At 71.6% G+C, this 17,511-nt stretch carries 16 protein-coding genes; 9 read left to right on the top strand and 7 right to left on the bottom strand.

Annotated features, from left to right (window positions below; translation table 11 throughout):
* Positions 1-105 precede the first annotated feature (105 nt).
* Positions 106-1,275 (top strand): ATP-binding cassette domain-containing protein, encoded by a 1,170-nt coding sequence (locus AB0K65_RS00240; RefSeq protein WP_365712670.1) that lies wholly within the window; start codon positions 106-108, stop codon positions 1,273-1,275.
* Here AB0K65_RS00240 and AB0K65_RS00245 read toward each other — a convergent pair.
* Positions 1,262-2,374 carry an alpha/beta hydrolase-fold protein gene (locus tag AB0K65_RS00245; protein ID WP_365712672.1) on the bottom strand — a complete coding sequence of 371 codons (1,113 nt, stop codon included), beginning with the start codon at positions 2,372-2,374 and terminating at the stop codon, positions 1,262-1,264. The genes AB0K65_RS00240 and AB0K65_RS00245 overlap by 14 nt on opposite strands.
* Before the next feature lie 166 nt (positions 2,375-2,540).
* Between AB0K65_RS00245 and AB0K65_RS00250 the strand changes: the two genes are divergently transcribed.
* The 6 genes from AB0K65_RS00250 (at position 2,541) to AB0K65_RS00275 (ending at position 7,480) form a co-directional block, all read left to right on the top strand.
* A complete protein-coding gene (locus tag AB0K65_RS00250; protein WP_365712674.1) occupies positions 2,541-4,382 on the top strand; it encodes a phosphatidylglycerol lysyltransferase domain-containing protein in 1,842 nt (613 codons plus the stop codon).
* Positions 4,383-4,466: 84 nt separating this feature from the next.
* Positions 4,467-5,327: a dihydropteroate synthase gene (folP, locus tag AB0K65_RS00255; protein WP_365712676.1), complete on the top strand. Its 861-nt coding sequence runs from the start codon at positions 4,467-4,469 to the stop codon at positions 5,325-5,327.
* Positions 5,324-5,782 (top strand): nuclear transport factor 2 family protein, encoded by a 459-nt coding sequence (locus tag AB0K65_RS00260; protein WP_365712678.1) that lies wholly within the window; start codon positions 5,324-5,326, stop codon positions 5,780-5,782. The genes folP and AB0K65_RS00260 overlap by 4 nt, the downstream gene beginning before the upstream one ends.
* Before the next feature lie 200 nt (positions 5,783-5,982).
* Positions 5,983-6,342, top strand: coding sequence for a dihydroneopterin aldolase (gene folB / locus AB0K65_RS00265; RefSeq protein WP_365712680.1), 360 nt, complete (start codon positions 5,983-5,985; stop codon positions 6,340-6,342).
* On the top strand, positions 6,339-6,938 hold the full coding sequence (gene folK / locus AB0K65_RS00270; protein WP_365712682.1) for a 2-amino-4-hydroxy-6-hydroxymethyldihydropteridine diphosphokinase: 600 nt from the start codon (positions 6,339-6,341) through the stop codon (positions 6,936-6,938). Before folB ends, folK begins: the two co-directional genes overlap by 4 nt.
* A gap of 59 nt (positions 6,939-6,997) precedes the next feature.
* The gene (locus AB0K65_RS00275; protein ID WP_365712684.1) at positions 6,998-7,480 is read left to right on the top strand and encodes a DUF3180 domain-containing protein; all 483 of its coding nucleotides are present in this window, start codon (positions 6,998-7,000) and stop codon (positions 7,478-7,480) included.
* 203 nt (positions 7,481-7,683) lie between these two features.
* Here the strand turns inward: AB0K65_RS00275 and folE are convergent, their stop codons facing one another.
* The 6 genes from folE to dacB all read right to left on the bottom strand — a co-directional run bounded on the left by folE (position 7,684) and on the right by dacB (position 15,119).
* The gene (folE, locus tag AB0K65_RS00280; RefSeq protein ID WP_365712686.1) at positions 7,684-8,289 is read right to left on the bottom strand and encodes a GTP cyclohydrolase I FolE; all 606 of its coding nucleotides are present in this window, start codon (positions 8,287-8,289) and stop codon (positions 7,684-7,686) included.
* Between the two features lie 98 nt (positions 8,290-8,387).
* Positions 8,388-10,430 (bottom strand): ATP-dependent zinc metalloprotease FtsH, encoded by a 2,043-nt coding sequence (gene ftsH, locus AB0K65_RS00285; protein WP_365712688.1) that lies wholly within the window; start codon positions 10,428-10,430, stop codon positions 8,388-8,390.
* Positions 10,431-10,579: 149 nt separating this feature from the next.
* Positions 10,580-11,119: a hypoxanthine phosphoribosyltransferase gene (gene hpt / locus AB0K65_RS00290; protein ID WP_362015860.1), complete on the bottom strand. Its 540-nt coding sequence runs from the start codon at positions 11,117-11,119 to the stop codon at positions 10,580-10,582.
* Between the two features lie 41 nt (positions 11,120-11,160).
* Positions 11,161-12,225 (bottom strand): tRNA lysidine(34) synthetase TilS, encoded by a 1,065-nt coding sequence (gene tilS, locus AB0K65_RS00295; RefSeq protein WP_365712690.1) that lies wholly within the window; start codon positions 12,223-12,225, stop codon positions 11,161-11,163.
* 196 nt (positions 12,226-12,421) lie between these two features.
* A complete protein-coding gene (locus tag AB0K65_RS00300; protein ID WP_365712692.1) occupies positions 12,422-13,552 on the bottom strand; it encodes a zinc-dependent metalloprotease in 1,131 nt (376 codons plus the stop codon).
* 67 nt (positions 13,553-13,619) lie between these two features.
* A complete protein-coding gene (dacB, locus tag AB0K65_RS00305; protein WP_365712694.1) occupies positions 13,620-15,119 on the bottom strand; it encodes a D-alanyl-D-alanine carboxypeptidase/D-alanyl-D-alanine-endopeptidase in 1,500 nt (499 codons plus the stop codon).
* A 102-nt stretch (positions 15,120-15,221) separates the two neighbouring features.
* Here dacB and AB0K65_RS00310 point away from each other — a divergent pair, with 102 nt between their 5' ends.
* Both AB0K65_RS00310 and AB0K65_RS00315 read left to right on the top strand, forming a co-directional pair.
* Entirely contained in the window at positions 15,222-15,716 is a 495-nt protein-coding gene (locus tag AB0K65_RS00310) for an inorganic diphosphatase (protein WP_003968257.1), read from the top strand.
* Positions 15,717-15,838: 122 nt separating this feature from the next.
* Positions 15,839-17,485, top strand: coding sequence for a threonine/serine exporter family protein (locus AB0K65_RS00315; RefSeq protein ID WP_365713600.1), 1,647 nt, complete (start codon positions 15,839-15,841; stop codon positions 17,483-17,485).
* The last annotated feature ends 26 nt before the right edge of the window (positions 17,486-17,511 follow it).

Raw genomic sequence — 17,511 nt, forward strand, 5'->3', positions numbered from 1 at the left:
ATGGATCGACCCTAGCCCCCGCCACCGACAATCTCCGAGGACCGCCACGTTCCGGCAACACGCCCTTCACACGCACCCGGCCGGAAGAGGCCAGAATGGGGAACCATGATCCGGTTCGAGCACGTGACCAAGCGCTACGCGGACGGCACCACCGCCGTCGAGGACCTCTCCTTCGAGGTGGCCGAGGGTGAACTGGTCACGCTCGTCGGCCCGTCCGGCTGCGGCAAGACCACGACGATGAAGATGGTGAACCGGCTCATCGAGCCGACACAGGGACGCATACTCCTCGACGGCACGGACATAGCCGGCGTCGACCCGGTCCGGCTCCGCCGCCGCATCGGCTACGTCATCCAGCAGGTCGGCCTCTTCCCGCACCGGACGGTCCTCGACAACACCGCGACCGTCCCGCACCTCCTCGGCGCCCCGCGCGCCAAGGCCCGCGCCCGCGCGGCCGAACTGCTCGACCTCGTCGGACTCGATCCGCGGACGTACGGCGACCGCTACCCCGAACAGCTCTCCGGAGGCCAGCGCCAGCGGGTCGGCGTGGCCCGCGCCCTGGCCGCCGATCCGCCCGTCCTGCTGATGGACGAGCCGTTCGGCGCGGTCGACCCCGTGGTCCGCGAGCGTCTGCAGAGCGAGTTCCTGCGCCTGCAGTCCCAGGTGCGCAAGACGGTGCTGCTGGTCACGCACGACCTCGAGGAGGCCGTCCGCCTCGGCGACCGGATCGCCGTCTACGGCCACGGGACGATCGAGCAGTTCGACACGCCGGCCGCCGTGCTCGCCGCCCCCGCCACCCCGTACGTCGCCGAGTTCGTCGGCGCGGACCGCGGCCTGAAGCGGCTCTCGGTCACCCCCGTGGAGGCGATCCACCTCGAACACCCGCCGGTCGTACGGCGCCCCGGCGACGGCTTCGACGCGCCCTGGGCGGTCGTCCTCGACGCGGAAGGGCGCCTGGAGGGCTGGACCGCCGCCCCCGGGTCCACGGCCCGCCCCACCGGTGAGGCCGGCGTGCCCGAAGCGCGGAGCGGCACCCGCCCCGCCCCCCGGCCCGTCCCCCTCGGCGCCTCCCTGCGGGAGGCACTGGCCGCGCTCCTCCAGGACGACACGGGCTGGCTGCCCGTCACCGACCCCGCCCAGGGCGGCCGGTACGCCGGCGTGCTCACCCCGGCCGCCGTCCACCGGGCGCTGCGCCGGGCCTCCCCCGAGGCGGCCCGCACGGCGGACCCCGGCACGGAGCCGGAACCGGAGCGCGCCCCCGGGCTCAGCTCGCGCTGAGCCGCCCGCTCATCCACACCAGGCCCGGCGGGATCTCCCTGTTCCAGGTGTTGAAGTTGTGCCCGCCGCTGTCCAGCGTGATCGAGGAGACCCTCGCCGGGGACTTCACCTTCCCGATGAAGTCGAGGGTCCCCTTCAGGTTCCCCTCCCCCTTCCGGGAGGTCGTCACCAGGAACGACGACCTCCCCCTCGGCGCGTGGTCCAGGCTCCACAGCAGGTCGGCCCGCTTGCGCGCCTTGTCGTCACCGTGGAAGAGGTCGCCGGTCGTCACGTCCTCGGCCGCCTTGTAGTACGCCGAGAAGCCCGCGCCCGCGGCGAACCGGTCGGGATGGTGCAGGGCGATCTTCAGCGCGCAGTAGCCGCCGGTCGAGTTCCCCATGAAGCCCCAGTTCCGCGCCTCGGTCCCCACCCGGTACGTCTCCGACACCGCCTTCGGCAGGTCCTCGGCGAAGAAGGTCTCGGTCCGCGGGCCGCCGGGGACGTCCACGCACTCGGTGTCCCGGGGCGGCGCCACCGTCGGCCGCAGCATCACGAGGATCATCGGCCGCATCTTGCCCGCCTTGACCTGCTGGAACGCCGTCTTCGGGTACTTCAGGCCCTTGATCAGGTTCTCCGCCGTACCCGGGTAGCCCGTGAGCACCACCGAGGCCGGGAAGGTGCTCTTCGCGTACGCCGGCTGGAAGTACTCCGGCGGCAGGTAGACGTACGCCGGGGAGTCGATCCCCGACTTCTCGCCGGCGATCACGACCTTCTGGATCTGCCCGCCGACCTCGGGACGCCCGCCGCCGGGTACGTCCAGCGCCTGCGTACCCACCACCTTGACGTCCTTGGAGCCGGCCGAGTGGTCGACCACGACCCCGAGGTCCTGCTCCTGCCCGAAGAGATCCGCCCAGGAGCCGTAGAACAGGAAGGAGTTGTTCGCCGCCAGACCGACCGAGGCGAACAGCGCGAGCTGCGTCGCCAGCAGCAGCCCGACCCTCCCCAGCACCGACCGCCAGCCCCCGCGGGCGAGCCGGGGCCACAGCCAGACCGTGGCGGCGAACAGCACCACCGCCAGCGCGACGGCGAGCGCCAGAACATTGTTGCTGGTGAGACCCATGAGTCGATCGAGCTTTCTTCCGTGAGAATTTCCCGTGCGCGAATGAACCCGCATCGCCGCCGAGCCGTCCTAGAGGGCGCAAAACCTCCGGCTCGGCCCGCTCCTGACCACCACGCGGCCGCTGGACCAACGAATCTTTCGCGGATCACGGGAAGCACGGGAAGCGATGTCTGTCACGGTAGATGGGGACAAATCACGATCGGTTCCGGATCGGGTACGCCGGATTCTGCACGGACCTCGACCGGAGAAGGTCCCCTCGCTCGTCGGCACGGCCTGCACACTCATCGGCCTGATCGACATCGCCGCGGGCGTCTTCCCCCGGTTCCGCACCAGCCGCATGCACGCCGTCGCCGAGGTCCTCCCCGGCACCCTCGGACCACTCTCCGCCGCGCTCTCCCTCAGCGCCGGCGTCCTCCTCCTGCTGCTCGCCCACGGCCTCAAGCGCCACAAGCGCCGCGCCTGGCGAGCCGCCGTCATCCTCCTCCCCCTCGGCGCCCTCGCCCAGTTCGTCTGGCGCCACTCGATCCTCGGCGCCCTGCTCTCCCTCGCACTGCTCGCCCTCCTGCTGCGCCACCGAGGCCAGTTCGCCGCCCTGCCCGATCCCCGCAGCCGCTGGAAGGCACTCGCCAACCTCGTCCTCATGGGCGCCGGATCCCTCGCCCTCGGCCTCGTCATCGTCAGCGCCCACCCCCGCCGCGTCATCGGCAACCCCAGCCTCACCGACCGCCTCGAACACGTCCTCTACGGCCTCTTCGGCTTCGAGGGCCCCGTCGGCTACACCGGCGGCGTCGACTGGACCGTCGGCTACTCCCTCGGCGCCCTCGGCATGCTCACCGCCCTCACCACCGTCTACCTCGCCTTCCGCCCCGAACACCCCGCCGCCCGGCTCACCGAGGACGACGAGAACCGGCTGCGCGCCCTCCTCGACAAGCACGGCGCCCGCGACTCCCTCGGCCACTTCGCCCTCCGCCGCGACAAGGGCGTCGTCTTCTCCCCCAGCGGCAAGGCCGCCGTCTGCTACCGCGTCGTCTCCGGCGTCATGCTCGCCAGCGGCGACCCCATCGGCGACGTCGAAGCCTGGCCCGGCGCCATCGAACGCTTCATGGACGAGGCCAAGGCCCACTCCTGGACCCCCGCCGTCATGGGATGCTCCGAGACCGGCGGCCACGTCTGGACCCGCGAAACCGGCCTCGACGCCCTCGAACTCGGCGACGAGGCGGTGGTGGACGTCGCGGATTTCTCCCTCTCCGGGCGCGCGATGCGCAACGTGCGCCAAATGGTGAAGCGCATCGAACGCAACGGCTACACCACCAAGGTCCGACGCGTCCGTGACCTCTCCGACGGCGAACTCGAACGCGTACGCCGCGCCGCCGCCGACTGGCGCGGCACCGACACCGAACGCGGCTTCTCCATGGCCCTCGGCCGCATCGGCGACCCCGGCGACGGCGACGCGGTGATAGCCACCGCCCACAAGACCGACGACGACACGACGGCAAGCCCCTACGGCGACCTCAAGGCGATCATCCACTTCGTCCCCTGGGGCACCGACGGCATGTCCCTGGAACTCATGCGCCGCGACCGCTCCGCCGACCCCGGCATGAACGAGCTGCTCATCGTCGCCGCCCTCCAGGACTCCCCCCGCCTCGGCATCACCCGCGTCTCCCTCAACTTCGCCATGTTCCGCGCCGCCCTCGCCCGCGGCGAGAAGATCGGCGCCGGCCCCGTCCTGCGCCTCTGGCGCGGCCTCCTCGTCTTCCTCTCCCGCTGGTTCCAGATCGAGTCCCTCTACAAGTTCAACGCCAAGTTCCAGCCACGCTGGGAACCCCGCTTCGTCGTCTACCGCAAGAGCCGCGACCTCCCCCGCATCGGCTTCGCCGCCATGCAGGCGGAAGGCTTCGTCACCCTCGCCCCGCCCCGGCCCTTCGCCCGCCGCCGCGCCACCCCCGCACCCCGCCCCTGCGCCCACATCATCACCCCGCAGACCGAACACGAGGTCCGCGCGGCCTGAGCCCCGCGCCCCCGCCCGTGCCGCCGCGGCCTGTCGTGCCGATCAGCCCGGCAGGATCCGAACGACAGGCCCTAGGCTGGTCGTATGAGTACGTTGAGCGGACGGGGCACGGCCCGGGGCCTGCCGGAGTGGGATCGCTGCGCGGTCATGGGAGTCGTCAACGTGACACCCGACTCCTTCTCCGACGGCGGCCGCTGGTTCGACACCACGGCCGCCGTCAAACACGGCCTCCACCTCGTCGCCGAAGGCGCCGACCTCGTCGACGTCGGCGGCGAGTCCACCCGGCCCGGCGCCAGCCGCGTCGACGAGGACGAGGAACTGCGCCGCGTCGTCCCCGTCGTCCGCGGCCTCGCCGCCGAAGGCGTCACCGTCTCCGTCGACACCATGCGCGCCACCGTGGCCCACGCCGCCGTCGCCGCCGGCGCCACCCTCGTGAACGACGTCAGCGGCGGCCTCGCCGACCCCCGGATGGTCCCCGCCGTCGCCGCCGCCGGCGTCCCCTTCGTCGTCATGCACTGGCGCGGCTTCAGCCAGGACATGAACCGCCTCGCCGTCTACGACGACGTCGTCGCCGAAGTCGTCACCGAACTGCGCCACCGCATGGAAGCCGTCGTCGACGGCGGCGTCGACCCCGAGCGGATCGTCCTCGACCCCGGCCTCGGCTTCGCCAAGCACGCCCCGCACGACCTCGCCCTCGTCGCCCACCTCCCCGCGCTCCGCGCGCTCGGCCGGCCCCTGCTCGTCGCCGCCTCCCGCAAGCGCTTCCTCGGCCACGTCCTGGCCCACGAGGGCTCCGCCCCGCCCCCGGCCCGCGAACGCGACGCGGCCACCGCCGCCGTCTCCGCCATCGCCGCCCACGAGGGCGCCTGGGCCGTCCGCGTCCACGAGGTCCGGGCCACCGCCGACGCCGTCCGGGTCGCCAGAGCCGTCGAGGGAGCCGCGTGACCCCCCGGACCGACACCGCCGCGGTCGAGGCCGCCAACACCGCCTTCTACGAGGCGATGGAACGCGGCGACTTCGAGGAGGTCTCCTCCCTCTGGCTCGACGACGGAGCCACCCCCATCTCCTGCGTCCACCCCGGCTGGCCGGTCCTCTCCGGCCGCGGCGAGGTACTCCGCTCGTACGCCCTGATCATGGCGAACACGGAGTACATCCAGTTCTTCCTCACCGACGTCCAGGTCTCCCTCGGCGGCGACGTGGCCGTCGTCACCTGCACCGAGAACATCCTCAGCGGCGGACCGGCCGAGGACGGCGCCGAGCTGGGCCCCCTCGTGGGCCAGCTCGTCGTCGCCACCAATGTGTTCCGCCGCACATCCGCGGGCTGGCGGATCTGGTCCCACCACGGCTCTCCCGTCCTCACCGAATCCGACGACGAGGAGGACGAGGAGCCGGGCGCCTGACGGAATCCTGCGCCTTCCGGGTGCCGTCCGGATTGGAATCCCCAGGTCTGGGTAGGGGCCGCTCCCAGCCCCTGCGGCCCGGTCCTCCTGCCCCCGTGGGCACGTGCTGTCGGTGCCCGCAGGTAGATTCGACGATGGACACCCGGCCGTCCGCACCCGGCTGCGTGGCCGCAAGACCTACGACAGCAGGAGTGATTCGCGTGGATCGTGTCGCGCTGCGCGGCCTCAAGGCCCGAGGACACCACGGCGTCTTCCCCAAGGAGCGCGAGGAAGGCCAGACCTTCATCGTGGACCTCGTCCTCGGCCTGGACACCCGCCCCGCGGCCGCCGACGACGACCTGACGAAGACCGTGCACTACGGCGTCGTCGCGGAGGAAGTCGTGGACGTCGTGCAGGGGGAACCGGTCGACCTCATCGAGACGCTCGCCGAGCGGATCGCCGAGCAGTGCCTCAAGCACACCGGCGTCCAGGAGGTCGAGGTGTGCGTCCACAAGCCGGACGCACCCATCACGGTCCCCTTCGACGACGTGACCATCACCATCACCCGGAGCCGAGTATGAACGTCACGCACAGCGACCCCACCGTGCAGCCCGTACCGGCCGCCGTCGTCGAGGCGGTCGACGCCGCCGACGTGACGCTCTCCAACCCCAAGTGGGCCGTCATCGCCCTCGGCGCCAACCTCGGCAACCGCCTGGAGACCCTCCAGGGAGCCGTGGACGCCCTCGAGGACACCCCCGGCCTCCGGGTCAAAGCCGTCTCCGGCGTGTACGAGACGGAGCCCTGGGGCGTCGACCCCGACACCCAGCCCGCCTACCTCAACGCCGTCGCCCTGGTGAAGACGACCCTGCCGCCCTCCTCCCTCCTGGAGCGGGCACACGCCGTCGAGGAGGCCTTCCACCGCGTCCGCGAGGAGCGCTGGGGCGCCCGCACCATCGACGTCGACATCGTTGCCTACGCCGACGTCGTCTCCGACGACCCCGTCCTCACCCTGCCCCACCCCCGCGCCCACGAGCGGGCCTTCGTCCTCGCCCCCTGGCACGACGTCGACCCCGAGGCCCAGCTGCCCGGCCACGGCACCGTCGCGTCCCTGCTCGCCGCGGTCGGCCGTGAAGGAGTCGTGCCGCGTGCCGACCTGGAACTCCGTCTGCCCGAGTAGTCGTTAGTCTCGTCAGAGATCGACTGCCCCCCCCCGGACGAAGAGACGAAGGACACCCGGTGAAACAACTGCGGCTCAAGGTGCTCGCCGGACTGTTCGTCGTCGCCGGAGTCCTGTCCTGGGGCGGCGCGCGGCTCTGGGACGCGGTGGGGACGCTGCCGAGCGTCCCGCTGGCCGCCCCGATCGTCCTCGCCGCGATCGCCGTCGTCCTGACGGCGACGGCGCTCTCCCTCCGCTCCCGCCTCAAGGCCCAGCGCGAGCGCCGCCCCGGCGCGAAGGGCGTCGAGCCGCTGATGGCGGCCCGCGCGGTGGTCTTCGGCCAGGCCAGCGCCCTGGTCGCGGCGCTGGTCTCGGGCATGTACGCCGGGACGGGCGTCTTCCTGCTCGGCTCCCTGGACATCCCGGCCCGCCGCGACCAGGCGATCTACGCCGGCTTCGCGGTCCTCGCGGGCATCGGCGTGATCGCCGCGGCGCTCTTCCTGGAGCGCGTCTGCAAACTCCCGGAGGACGAGGACACCCCGGGCGCGGCCCCGGCGGCGTAAGGCCCTGCCAGGGCTCGCGCACGGGGTGCCCGTGCAGCAGGAGGGTGGGGTGGCGCTTCTTGCCGACGGTCCGTCTGCGCAGGTGGCCCCGACGGGATTCACGATCTGCTTGCTCGCGAGCCCGTACCCCCTGCCGATTCCCCTTGATCAGCTGAGATTCTCAATGATCGGGGACGGAATGGAGCGAGACGGGCAGCTCGCCCTTAACGTGCCAATATCAGGGACATGGCCTCGGCTCGCGTAGTAGCGTCACGAAGTTGCCCGCGGACCGCCGAGGTCGTCGTCTTCGCGCCCGGCTTGCGTACGCCGCGCAGCGACATGCACATGTGCTCGGCCTCGATCACGACGATCGCGCCGCGCGCCTCCAGGATCTCCATGAGCGAGTCCGCGATCTGCGTCGTCAGGCGCTCCTGCACCTGTGGCCGTCGAGCGAAGACGTCGACCAGCCGGGCCAGCTTCGACAGGCCGGTGATTTTGCCCGAAACGGCAGGGATGTAACCAATGTGAGCTACGCCATGGAACGGGAGCAAGTGATGTTCACATTGACTCATCAATTCGATGTCCTTCACCAGGACCATCTCGTCGTGTCCCAGGTCGAACGTCGTCGTCAGAACCTCTTCGGGCTTCTGCCACAGCCCCGCGAACAGTTCCCTGTACGCCCGCGCCACGCGCGCCGGGGTCTCCCTGAGGCCCTCGCGGTCCGGGTCCTCGCCGACCGCGATGAGGAGCTCCCGAACGGCGTTCTCGGCACGCTTCTCGTCGAAGTCGCCGATCGTGCCCTCGCTGTCCAGCGTCACCGGGTCGGTCATCTGTGCCTCGTTCCGTCTGACTGATGTACGCGAAAATGAGCCGCGCCCCCACAGGCTAGAACCTGTGGGGGCGCGGCTTCCATTCCGGGTCACCGAGGTCAGGGCTCCGGCGTCTCCTCCGGGGCGACCTCGATGCCGGGCGTCGGCGTCTTGGCGGTGTCCACCGGGGTGGCGCCGTTGGTGCCGTTCGCGCCGTTCGTCAGGGCCAGCTCCTTGGGGGAGAGGACCGGCGGACGGGTCGAGGGCGTGCGCCGCGAGGAGCCGGTCCACGCGGGGCGGGCCGGGCGCTTCACGATGCCGGCGAAGATCTCGGCGATCTGCTCCTTGTTCAGCGTCTCCTTCTCGAGGAGCGCCAGGACCAGGTTGTCGAGCACGTCGCGGTTCTCGACCAGGATCTCCCAAGCCTCGTTGTGCGCGGTCTCGATGAGCTTCTTGACCTCTTCGTCGACCAGCGCGGCGACCTCTTCGGAGTAGTCGCGCTGGTGCGCCATCTCGCGGCCGAGGAAGGGCTCGGTGTTGTCGCCACCGAACTTGATCGCGCCGAGCCGCTCGGTCATGCCGTACTGCGTGACCATCGCGCGAGCGGTGGCCGTGGCCTTCTCGATGTCGTTCGCCGCGCCCGTGGTCGGGTCGTGGAAGACGAGCTCCTCCGCCGCGCGCCCGCCCAGCATGTACGCCAGCTGGTCGAGCATCTCGTTGCGGGTGGTGGAGTACTTGTCCTCGTCCGGGAGCACCATCGTGTAGCCCAGGGCACGGCCGCGGGAGAGGATGGTGATCTTGTGGACCGGGTCGGAGTTCGGTGAGGCCGCCGCGACCAGGGCGTGTCCGCCCTCGTGGTACGCGGTGATCTTCTTCTCCTTGTCCGACATGATGCGGGTCCGCTTCTGCGGGCCCGCGACCACGCGGTCGATCGCCTCGTCCAGCGAGTGGTTGTCGATCAGCTTCTTGTCGCTGCGGGCGGTGAGGAGCGCCGCCTCGTTGAGGACGTTGGAGAGATCGGCGCCGGTGAAGCCGGGGGTGCGGCGTGCGACCGCGCCCAGGTCGACGTCCGGGGCGACCGGCTTGCCCTTCTGGTGGACCTTGAGGATCTCCAGACGGCCCTGCATGTCCGGGCGGTCGACGGCGATCTGCCGGTCGAAGCGGCCGGGGCGCAGCAGCGCCGGGTCGAGGATGTCGGGCCGGTTGGTGGCGGCGATCAGGATGACGCCGCCCTTCACGTCGAAGCCGTCCATCTCGACGAGGAGCTGGTTGAGGGTCTGCTCGCGCTCGTCGTGGCCGCCGCCGAGGCCGGCGCCGCGGTGTCGGCCGACGGCGTCGATCTCGTCGACGAAGACGATGGCCGGGGCGTTCGCCTTGGCCTGCTCGAAGAGGTCGCGGACCCGGGAGGCGCCGACACCGACGAACATCTCGACGAAGTCGGAGCCGGAGATCGAGTAGAACGGCACGCCGGCCTCGCCGGCGACGGCGCGCGCGAGCAGCGTCTTGCCGGTGCCGGGCGGGCCGTAGAGCAGCACACCCTTGGGGATCTTGGCGCCGACGGCCTGGAACTTCGCCGGCTCCTGGAGGAATTCCTTGATCTCGTGCAGTTCCTCGACGGCCTCGTCGGACCCCGCCACGTCGGCGAAGGTCGTCTTCGGGGTGTCCTTGGTGATCAGCTTGGCCTTGGACTTCCCGAAGTTCATGACTCGGGAGCCGCCGCCCTGCATCTGGTTCATCAGGAACAGGAAGACGACGACGATGAGGACGAAGGGGAGCAGCGAGAGCAGCACCGACAGGAACGGGCTCTGCCGCTCCGGGGAGACGGTGTAGCCCTTGTCCAGGGCGCCGGAGGCGGCCTGGTCCTGGAGCGTGGTGGTCAGGTTGGCGCCCTGGTCACCGATGTAGCTGGCCTGGATCTTGGTGCTGCCGCCGTACTTGTCCTTGTCGGCGCCCTTCTTGAGCTCGACCTTGATGACCTGCTCGTCGCCGGTCGTCAGCTTGACCTGGTCGGCCTGCTTGTCATTGATCGCCTGGACGACCTTGCTGGTGTCCACCGTCTTGTAGCCCTCGGACGAGCCGACGACCTGCATCAGCACGACCACGGCGAGGACGGCCAGCACGATCCACATGACCGGCCCACGGAAGTATCGCTTCACGTCCATCCATACGGAGCGAGAACGCTCCGTCCCTCCTGCCCGTAGGTAAATGCTGCTATGAGAAAAAGCTGTTCTTCGGACGGTACCCCAGCATTGTCACCCGCGGCCGCCTTCCCTTGCTTCAACGGAGGGAGGGCGGCGCGGGTTCCCCTGGGTCAGCCTCCGTACACGTGTGGCGCGAGGGTGCCGACGAAGGGGAGGTTGCGGTACTTCTCGGCGTAGTCGAGGCCGTAGCCGACGACGAACTCGTTGGGGATGTCGAAGCCGATCCACTTCACGTCGATCGCGACCTTGGCGGCGTCGGGCTTGCGCAGCAGGGTGCAGACCTCGAGGGAGGCGGGCTCGCGCGAGCCGAGGTTCGAGAGCAGCCAGGACAGCGTGAGTCCGGAGTCGATGATGTCCTCGACGATCAGGACGTGCTTGCCCTTGATGTCCGTGTCGAGGTCCTTGAGGATCCGGACGACGCCGGAGGACTGGGTGCCGGCGCCGTAGGAGGAGACGGCCATCCAGTCCATGGTGACGGGGGTGGACAGCGCGCGCGCCAGGTCCGCCATCACCATCACGGCGCCCTTGAGGACTCCGACCAGGAGCAGGTCCTTGCCCGCGTACTCCGCGTCGATCTTCGCGGCCAGCTCGGCCAGCTTCGCGTCGATCTCTTCCTTGGTGATGAGCACCGACTGGAGGTCGGTGCCCATGTCCTTCTCGTTCACCCGGGTCACTTTCGTTGCAGCTTGCGTCAGCCTTGCCGAATGACCAGTCTGCCACCCTGGCGTCGTGCCTCGACGCGGCCGGGCAGATTGATGGCGCCCTGGCCGCGCCAGCCGGTGATCAGCCGGTCGACTTCCTCGATGTGGCGGGCGAAGAGGGAGCCGGCGGGGGCGCCCTCCGCGATGACGGCGCGGCGGAGGATGCGGCGGCGGACGGCCGGGGGCAGGCCGAAGAGCTTGGCGCATTCGAGGCGCCCGGTCTCGTCGCGTACGGAGGCTTCGGCGTCGGCGGCCCAGGAGTCAAGGGCGTCGGCGTCGTCGCGGGAGAGCTGGGCCGTTCGGGCGAGGGCTTCGACGACGCCCTTGCCGAGGGCCTTCTCCAGGGCGGGGAGTCCTTCGTGGCGCAGGCGGGAGCGGGTGTAGGCCGGGTCGGCGTTGTGGGGGTCGTCCCAGACGGCGAGTTCCTGGGCGACGCAGGCCTTGCGGACGGTCTGGCGGTCGAGTTCCAGGAAGGGCCGGCGGTAGCGCCGGGCGGCGCCGGAGACGGCGGCCATGCCGGACAGGGAGCGGATGCCGGAGCCTCGGGCGAGTCCGAGGAGGACGGTTTCCGCCTGGTCGTCGCGGGTGTGGCCGAGGAGGACGGCGGCGGCGCCGTGTCGCTCGGCGGCGGCGTCGAGCGCGGCGTACCGGGCGTCGCGGGCGGCGGCCTCGGGGCCGACGCGGCGCTCGCCGCCGGCGTAGGAGGCGCCGTGAGCGCCCACCATGGAGGCACGGCCGACGGTGACGGCGACGGCTTCGACGGGGTCGAGTCCGAGCGCGGCCATGCGGCCGGCGACCTCGGTGGCGCGGAGGTCGGAGCCGTCCTGCAGGCCGTGGTCGACGGTGATGCCGCCGGCGCGGACGGCGAGTTTGCGGGACTCGAAGGCGAGCGCGGAGGCGAGCGCCATGGAGTCGGCGCCCCCGGAGCAGGCGACGAGGACGAGGGGTGGCTCGTCGTCGCGTCCGGTGGTGCGGGTGCGGTGTTCGGTGAGGACGTCGTGGAGTACGCGGCGGACCGCCAGGCGTATCGCCGCGACCGCAGGATGGGGACCCATGTCCGGTGCCCTTCGTGAAGGAGTGGGGTGCCTCGGTCGGAGTCTTAACGGTCGGAAGAGGGGGTTCGGTCACTCAGAGTGCGTCGATGGTGACAGAACCCGGCCGTTACCCGAGCATTGCACGCCCCACCCCTTGCCTAGGGTCCCTCGGATGGGTGATTGGGGCGGTGTTCTTCCGTCGTGCGTCGCACCCGTCTCACGAGTCTGCCCTACGGTGCACCCTCGCCACCCATTCGGCCGGTGCGGCGATCTCGGCCTTGGTCGGGAGGGTGTTGGGGGAGGTCCAGACGCGGTTGAAGCCGTCCATGCCGACCTCGTCGACGACGGCGCGGACGAAGCGCTCCCCGTCGCGGTACTGGCGGAGCTTGGCGTCGAGGCCGAGCAGCTTGCGCAGGGCGAGGTCGAGGCGGGAGGCGCCGCGGGCACGGCGTTGCTGGAACTTCTCGCGGATCTCGGCGACGGAGGGCACGACCTGGGGTCCGACGCCGTCCATGACGTAGTCGGCGTGGCCTTCGAGGAGGGACATGACGGCGGTGAGGCGGCCGAGGATCTCGCGCTGCTCGGGGGTCTGGACGAGTTCGACGAGGGAAGGGCCGGGTTCGCCCTCCTCACCCTCGGGGCGGCCGCCGGCGAGGGCCTGGGCGGCTTCGCGGAGTCGCTCGACGACGGTGGAGGGATCGACCTCGGTGGCGCCGAGAAATGACTGGATCTCGCCCTGGAGGTGGTCGCGGAGCCAGGGGACGGCGGTGAACTGGGTGCGGTGGGTCTCTTCGTGGAGGCAGACCCAGAGGCGGAAGTCGTGGGGGTCGACGCCGAGTTCGCGTTCGACGTGGACGATGTTGGGGGCGACGAGGAGGAGGCGTCCGCCGCCCTCCTCTCCCGCGGGGAGGTCGCGGGTGGCGGGGGCGAAGGTCTCGTACTGGCCGAGGATGCGGGAGGCGAGGAAGGAGAGCAGCATGCCGAGCTCGACGCCCGTGACCTTGCCGCCGACGGCGCCGAGGACGGCTCCGCCGGGGGTGGTGGAGCGGCGTTCCCGCATCTTGTCGAGGAGGGGGGCGAGGAGTTCGCGGAAGCCGGCGACGTTGGCCTTGATCCAGCCGGCGCGGTCCACCACGAGGACGGGGGTGTCCCGTGGTTCGTGGCCTTCGGGGATCATCCGGGTGAAGGCGCGCACGTGCTCCTCGGACGCCTTGGCGTGCCGGCGCAGCTCCGCGACGACGTCGCGGGCCTCCTCACGGCTCACCTCGGGGCCTGGTTTGACCAGGCGGGTCGCGGTCGCCACCGCGAGATTCCAGTCGACCATCTCGGCACCACCGATGCTCGTCATGCGTCAACCGTACGTTCTCGGCGCGTGATCGGGGTGGGTTCGGTACGCGATCGGTGAGACGCCGCCGTCAGGGGGTGAGGGCGGCGGAGAGGCGGTCGAGGGCGGACTGGGCGGTGGTGGGGGAGGTCGTCCGGCCGGCCAGGAACGCGAAGGCGAGGAGGCGGCCGTCGGCGGTGACGACGGTTCCGGCGAGGGCGTTGACGCCCGTCAGGGTGCCGGTCTTGGCGCGGACGAGGCCGGCGCCGGTGGCGGCGGGTCCGGTGCCGAAGCGGTTCTCGAGGGTGCCGCTGAAGCCGCCGACGGGCAGGCCGGTGAGGACGGGGCGCAGCTCGGGGCGGGCGGGGTCGGCCGCGCGGGTGAGGAGGCCGGTGAGGAGGGCGGCGGAGACCCGGTCGGCGCGGGAGAGGCCGCTGCCGTCGGCGAAGTGGGTTCCCGCGACGGGGAGGCCGAGGGCGGCGAGTTCCGCCCGGACGGCCCTGCCGGCACCGTCGAATCCGGCGGGCTGCTCGCGGGCGAGGGCGGTCTGGCGGGCGAGTGCCTCGGCGAGGTCGTTGTCGCTGTGGGTCAGGGTGCGTTCGACGAGGTCGCCCAAGGGCGCGGAGTGCGTGCGGGCGATGACGGCGGCGCGGGGGGCGGTGGCCTTGGGGTCGCTGGTGGCGGAGGCGGTCGGGCGGGGGCCGGTGGCCTTCGGGCCGGGGGTGGGGTCGGCGGCCGGCGGGCCCGCGGTCTTCGGGGCGCGGCCGGGGGCGGGCTCGCCCCGGACGGTGATCCCGGCGCCGGTGAGGAGGTCACGGAAGGCGCGTGCGGTGTCCTGGGCCGGGTCGTCGCTGCGGGGGGCGGGTCCGTAGGCCGAGGCGTCCAGGCGCCCGGCGTCGAGCATGAGGGGGCTGACGGGGGCGATGTTGTCGTTGCGGCCGATGGGGTGGCGGACGGGTCCGCGGTACAGGCTCGTGTCGTAGGCCAGCCGTACGGAGGTGGCTCCGCGGCTCTTCAGGGCGCGGACGGTCTCGTCGGCGAGGGCCGTGAGGCGGGCGCGGTCGAGGGTGGGGTCGCCGCCGCCGGTGAGGGTGACGGTCCGGGCGTCGGCGGTGGCGACGACGGTGGTGGGGATGCGGTGGTCGGGGCCGAGGGCGGAGAGCGCCGCGACGGTGGTGGCGATCTTGACGGTGGAGGCGGGGGTCATGGGGGTGGTGGCGCCTTCGCCGTACAGCTGCCTGCCGGTGGCGGTGTCGACGACCGACGCGCTGCGCAGCGGGCCGAGGCCGGGGTCCGCGAGAAGAGGGACGAGGACGGCCGCGAGGTCCCCCGGACGGGTGGCGACGGGGGCGCCGAGGGCGCGCAGCACTCCGGCGGCGCTGGGGGCCGGTGCCGGGCGCGGCGGGGCGGCGGCGAGGGGCGGGGGTGCGTGATGTGCGCCACCGTTGGCGGAGGTGGCGGCTGCCCGGGCCCGCTCGGCCTTACGCTGACCGGTGTCCCACGGGCCGGCGGTGGCCACCGCTCCGGCGGCCAGCGCCAGACCGAGTACCGCAGAGCACGCCGTGAGCTGCCACGTCCTCGGCTCCGGCATTGCTGACCAGCCCCTTTCGCGATCACACACAGGCGTGAGGGACACTTAATCACTGCGCGTTGCCGCAGGCATTCACATGTGTTGATTCAGGAGGAGCCACCCGTGGAGTTCGACGTCACCATCGAGATCCCGAAGGGGTCGCGGAACAAGTACGAGGTCGACCACGAGACCGGTCGCATCCGCCTGGACCGTCGCCTCTTCACCTCGACCAGCTACCCGGCCGACTACGGCTTCGTCGAGAACACCCTCGGCGAGGACGGCGACCCGCTGGACGCGCTGGTCATCCTGGACGAGCCGACCTTCCCCGGCTGTCTGATCAAGTGCCGCGCCATCGGCATGTTCCGCATGACGGACGAGGCCGGCGGCGACGACAAGCTGCTGTGCGTCCCCGCTTCGGACCCGCGCGTCGAGCACCTGCGCGACATCCACCACGTGTCGGAGTTCGACCGCCTGGAGATCCAGCACTTCTTCGAGGTCTACAAGGACCTGGAGCCGGGCAAGTCGGTCGAGGGCGCCGACTGGGTCGGCCGCGCCGAGGCGGAGGCCGAGATCGAGGCCTCCTACAAGCGCCTGGAGGCGCAGGGCGGCGCCCACTGAGTGGGTCCGCGTCCACGTCGTGACGGGCGGTGCACCTTCGGGTGCGCCGCCCGTCTCGCGTCACGCCGTATGCCCATGTCCATACTGGGCACACGGGGCGAATGGGAATGAGGACCAGCAGAGTGGTGGCGGAGCCAGACGGGCCGGAGGACCGCAAGCCGCAGTCGGACGAGGCACGGAGCGCCTTCACCCCGCCGGCCGGGGTCGAGCAGCCCGTGCCGCCGGAGGAGGAGCATCCGACCTCCGAGTTCGCCCTTCCCGACGGGCTGGCGCCCGAGCCGCCGGCCGAGCAGGAGGGGTCGGCGTTCGCGCCGCCGTCGACGTACTCCGCGAAGCACTCGCCTCCGGTCTTCACCCCCGCGCACGGCATCCCGCTGGTGAGGCTGTCGAAGGACGCGCCGTGGCAGGACCGGATGCGGACCATGCTGCGGCTGCCGGTCGGGGAGCGGCCGGTGCCGGAGGCGGCGCGCAAGGAGGACGAGACCGGGCCGTCGGTAGGGCGTGTGCTCGACCTGACGCTGCGTATCGGGGAGCTGCTCCTGGCGGGTGGCGAGGGCGCCGAGGACGTCGAGGCGGCCATGTTCGCGATCTGCCGTTCGTACGGCCTGGACCGGTGCGAGCCGACGGTCACGTTCACGCTTCTCTCGATCACGTACCAGCCGTCACTGGTGGACGATCCGATCACGGCGAACCGGACGGTACGGCGGCGGGGAACCGACTACACGCGGCTGGCGGCGGTCTACCAGCTGCTCGCGGACATCAACGCGGAGGCACACGAGGTCACGCCGGAGGAGGCGTACCGGAGGCTGGCGGAGATCCGCCGTAACCGGCATCCGTATCCCGGCTGGGTGCTGACGGCGGCGGCCGGTGTGCTGGCGGGCGCGGCGTCGCTGCTGCTCGGCGGCGGGGCGACGGTCTTCTTCGTGGCGGCGCTGGGCGCGGTGCTCGGCGACCGGCTGGCGTGGCTGTGCGCGGGGCGCGGGCTGCCGGAGTTCTACCAGTTCCTGGTGGCGGCGATGCCGCCGGCGGCGATGGGTGTGCTGCTGACGCTGCTGCACGCGGATCTGCTGCCGTCGGCGGTGATCACCGGTGGGCTGTTCGCGCTGATCCCCGGGCGGGCGCTGGTGGCGGCGGTCCAGGACGGTCTGACCGGCTTCTACATCACGGCCTCGGCCCGGCTGCTGGAGGTCGGGTACTTCTTCGTGGCGATCGTGGTGGGCGTGCTGTCGGTGCTGTACGTGGCCGTGCAGTTCGGCGCCCAGCTGAACCCGGAGGGGGTGCTGAACCCGGTCGAGCGGCCGGTGGTGCAGATCCTGGCGTCGATGGTGCTGTGCGCGACGTTCGCGATCCTGTTGCAGCAGTCGCGGGACACGGTGCTGTTCGCGACGCTGAACGGCGGGGTGGCGTGGGTGATCTACGCGTCGATCGCGGTGACGGCGGACGGGTCGACGGTGATGGCGACGGCGGTGGCGGCGGGCCTGGTGGGTCTGTTCGGGCAGCTGATCGCGCGGTACCAGCACACGTCCTCGCTGCCGTACGTGACGGCGGCGATCGGGCCGCTGCTGCCCGGTTCGGCGACCTACTTCGGTGTCCTCGCGATCGCCCAGAACAATCTGGACCAGGGGTTCGCTTCCTTGGCGAAGGCGGCGGCGCTGTCCCTGGCGATCGCGATCGGGGTGAACCTGGGCGGGGAGCTGGCGCGGCTCTTCATGCAGGCTCCGGCCGCGGCGGCGGCGCGCCGCGCGGCGAAGCGGACCCGAGGCTTCTAGGGCGTGTCCCAGGACGTGGGAGGAAA

Source organism: Streptomyces sp. NPDC053755 (assembly GCF_040677675.1).
Taxonomy (GTDB): Bacteria; Actinomycetota; Actinomycetes; order Streptomycetales; family Streptomycetaceae; genus Streptomyces.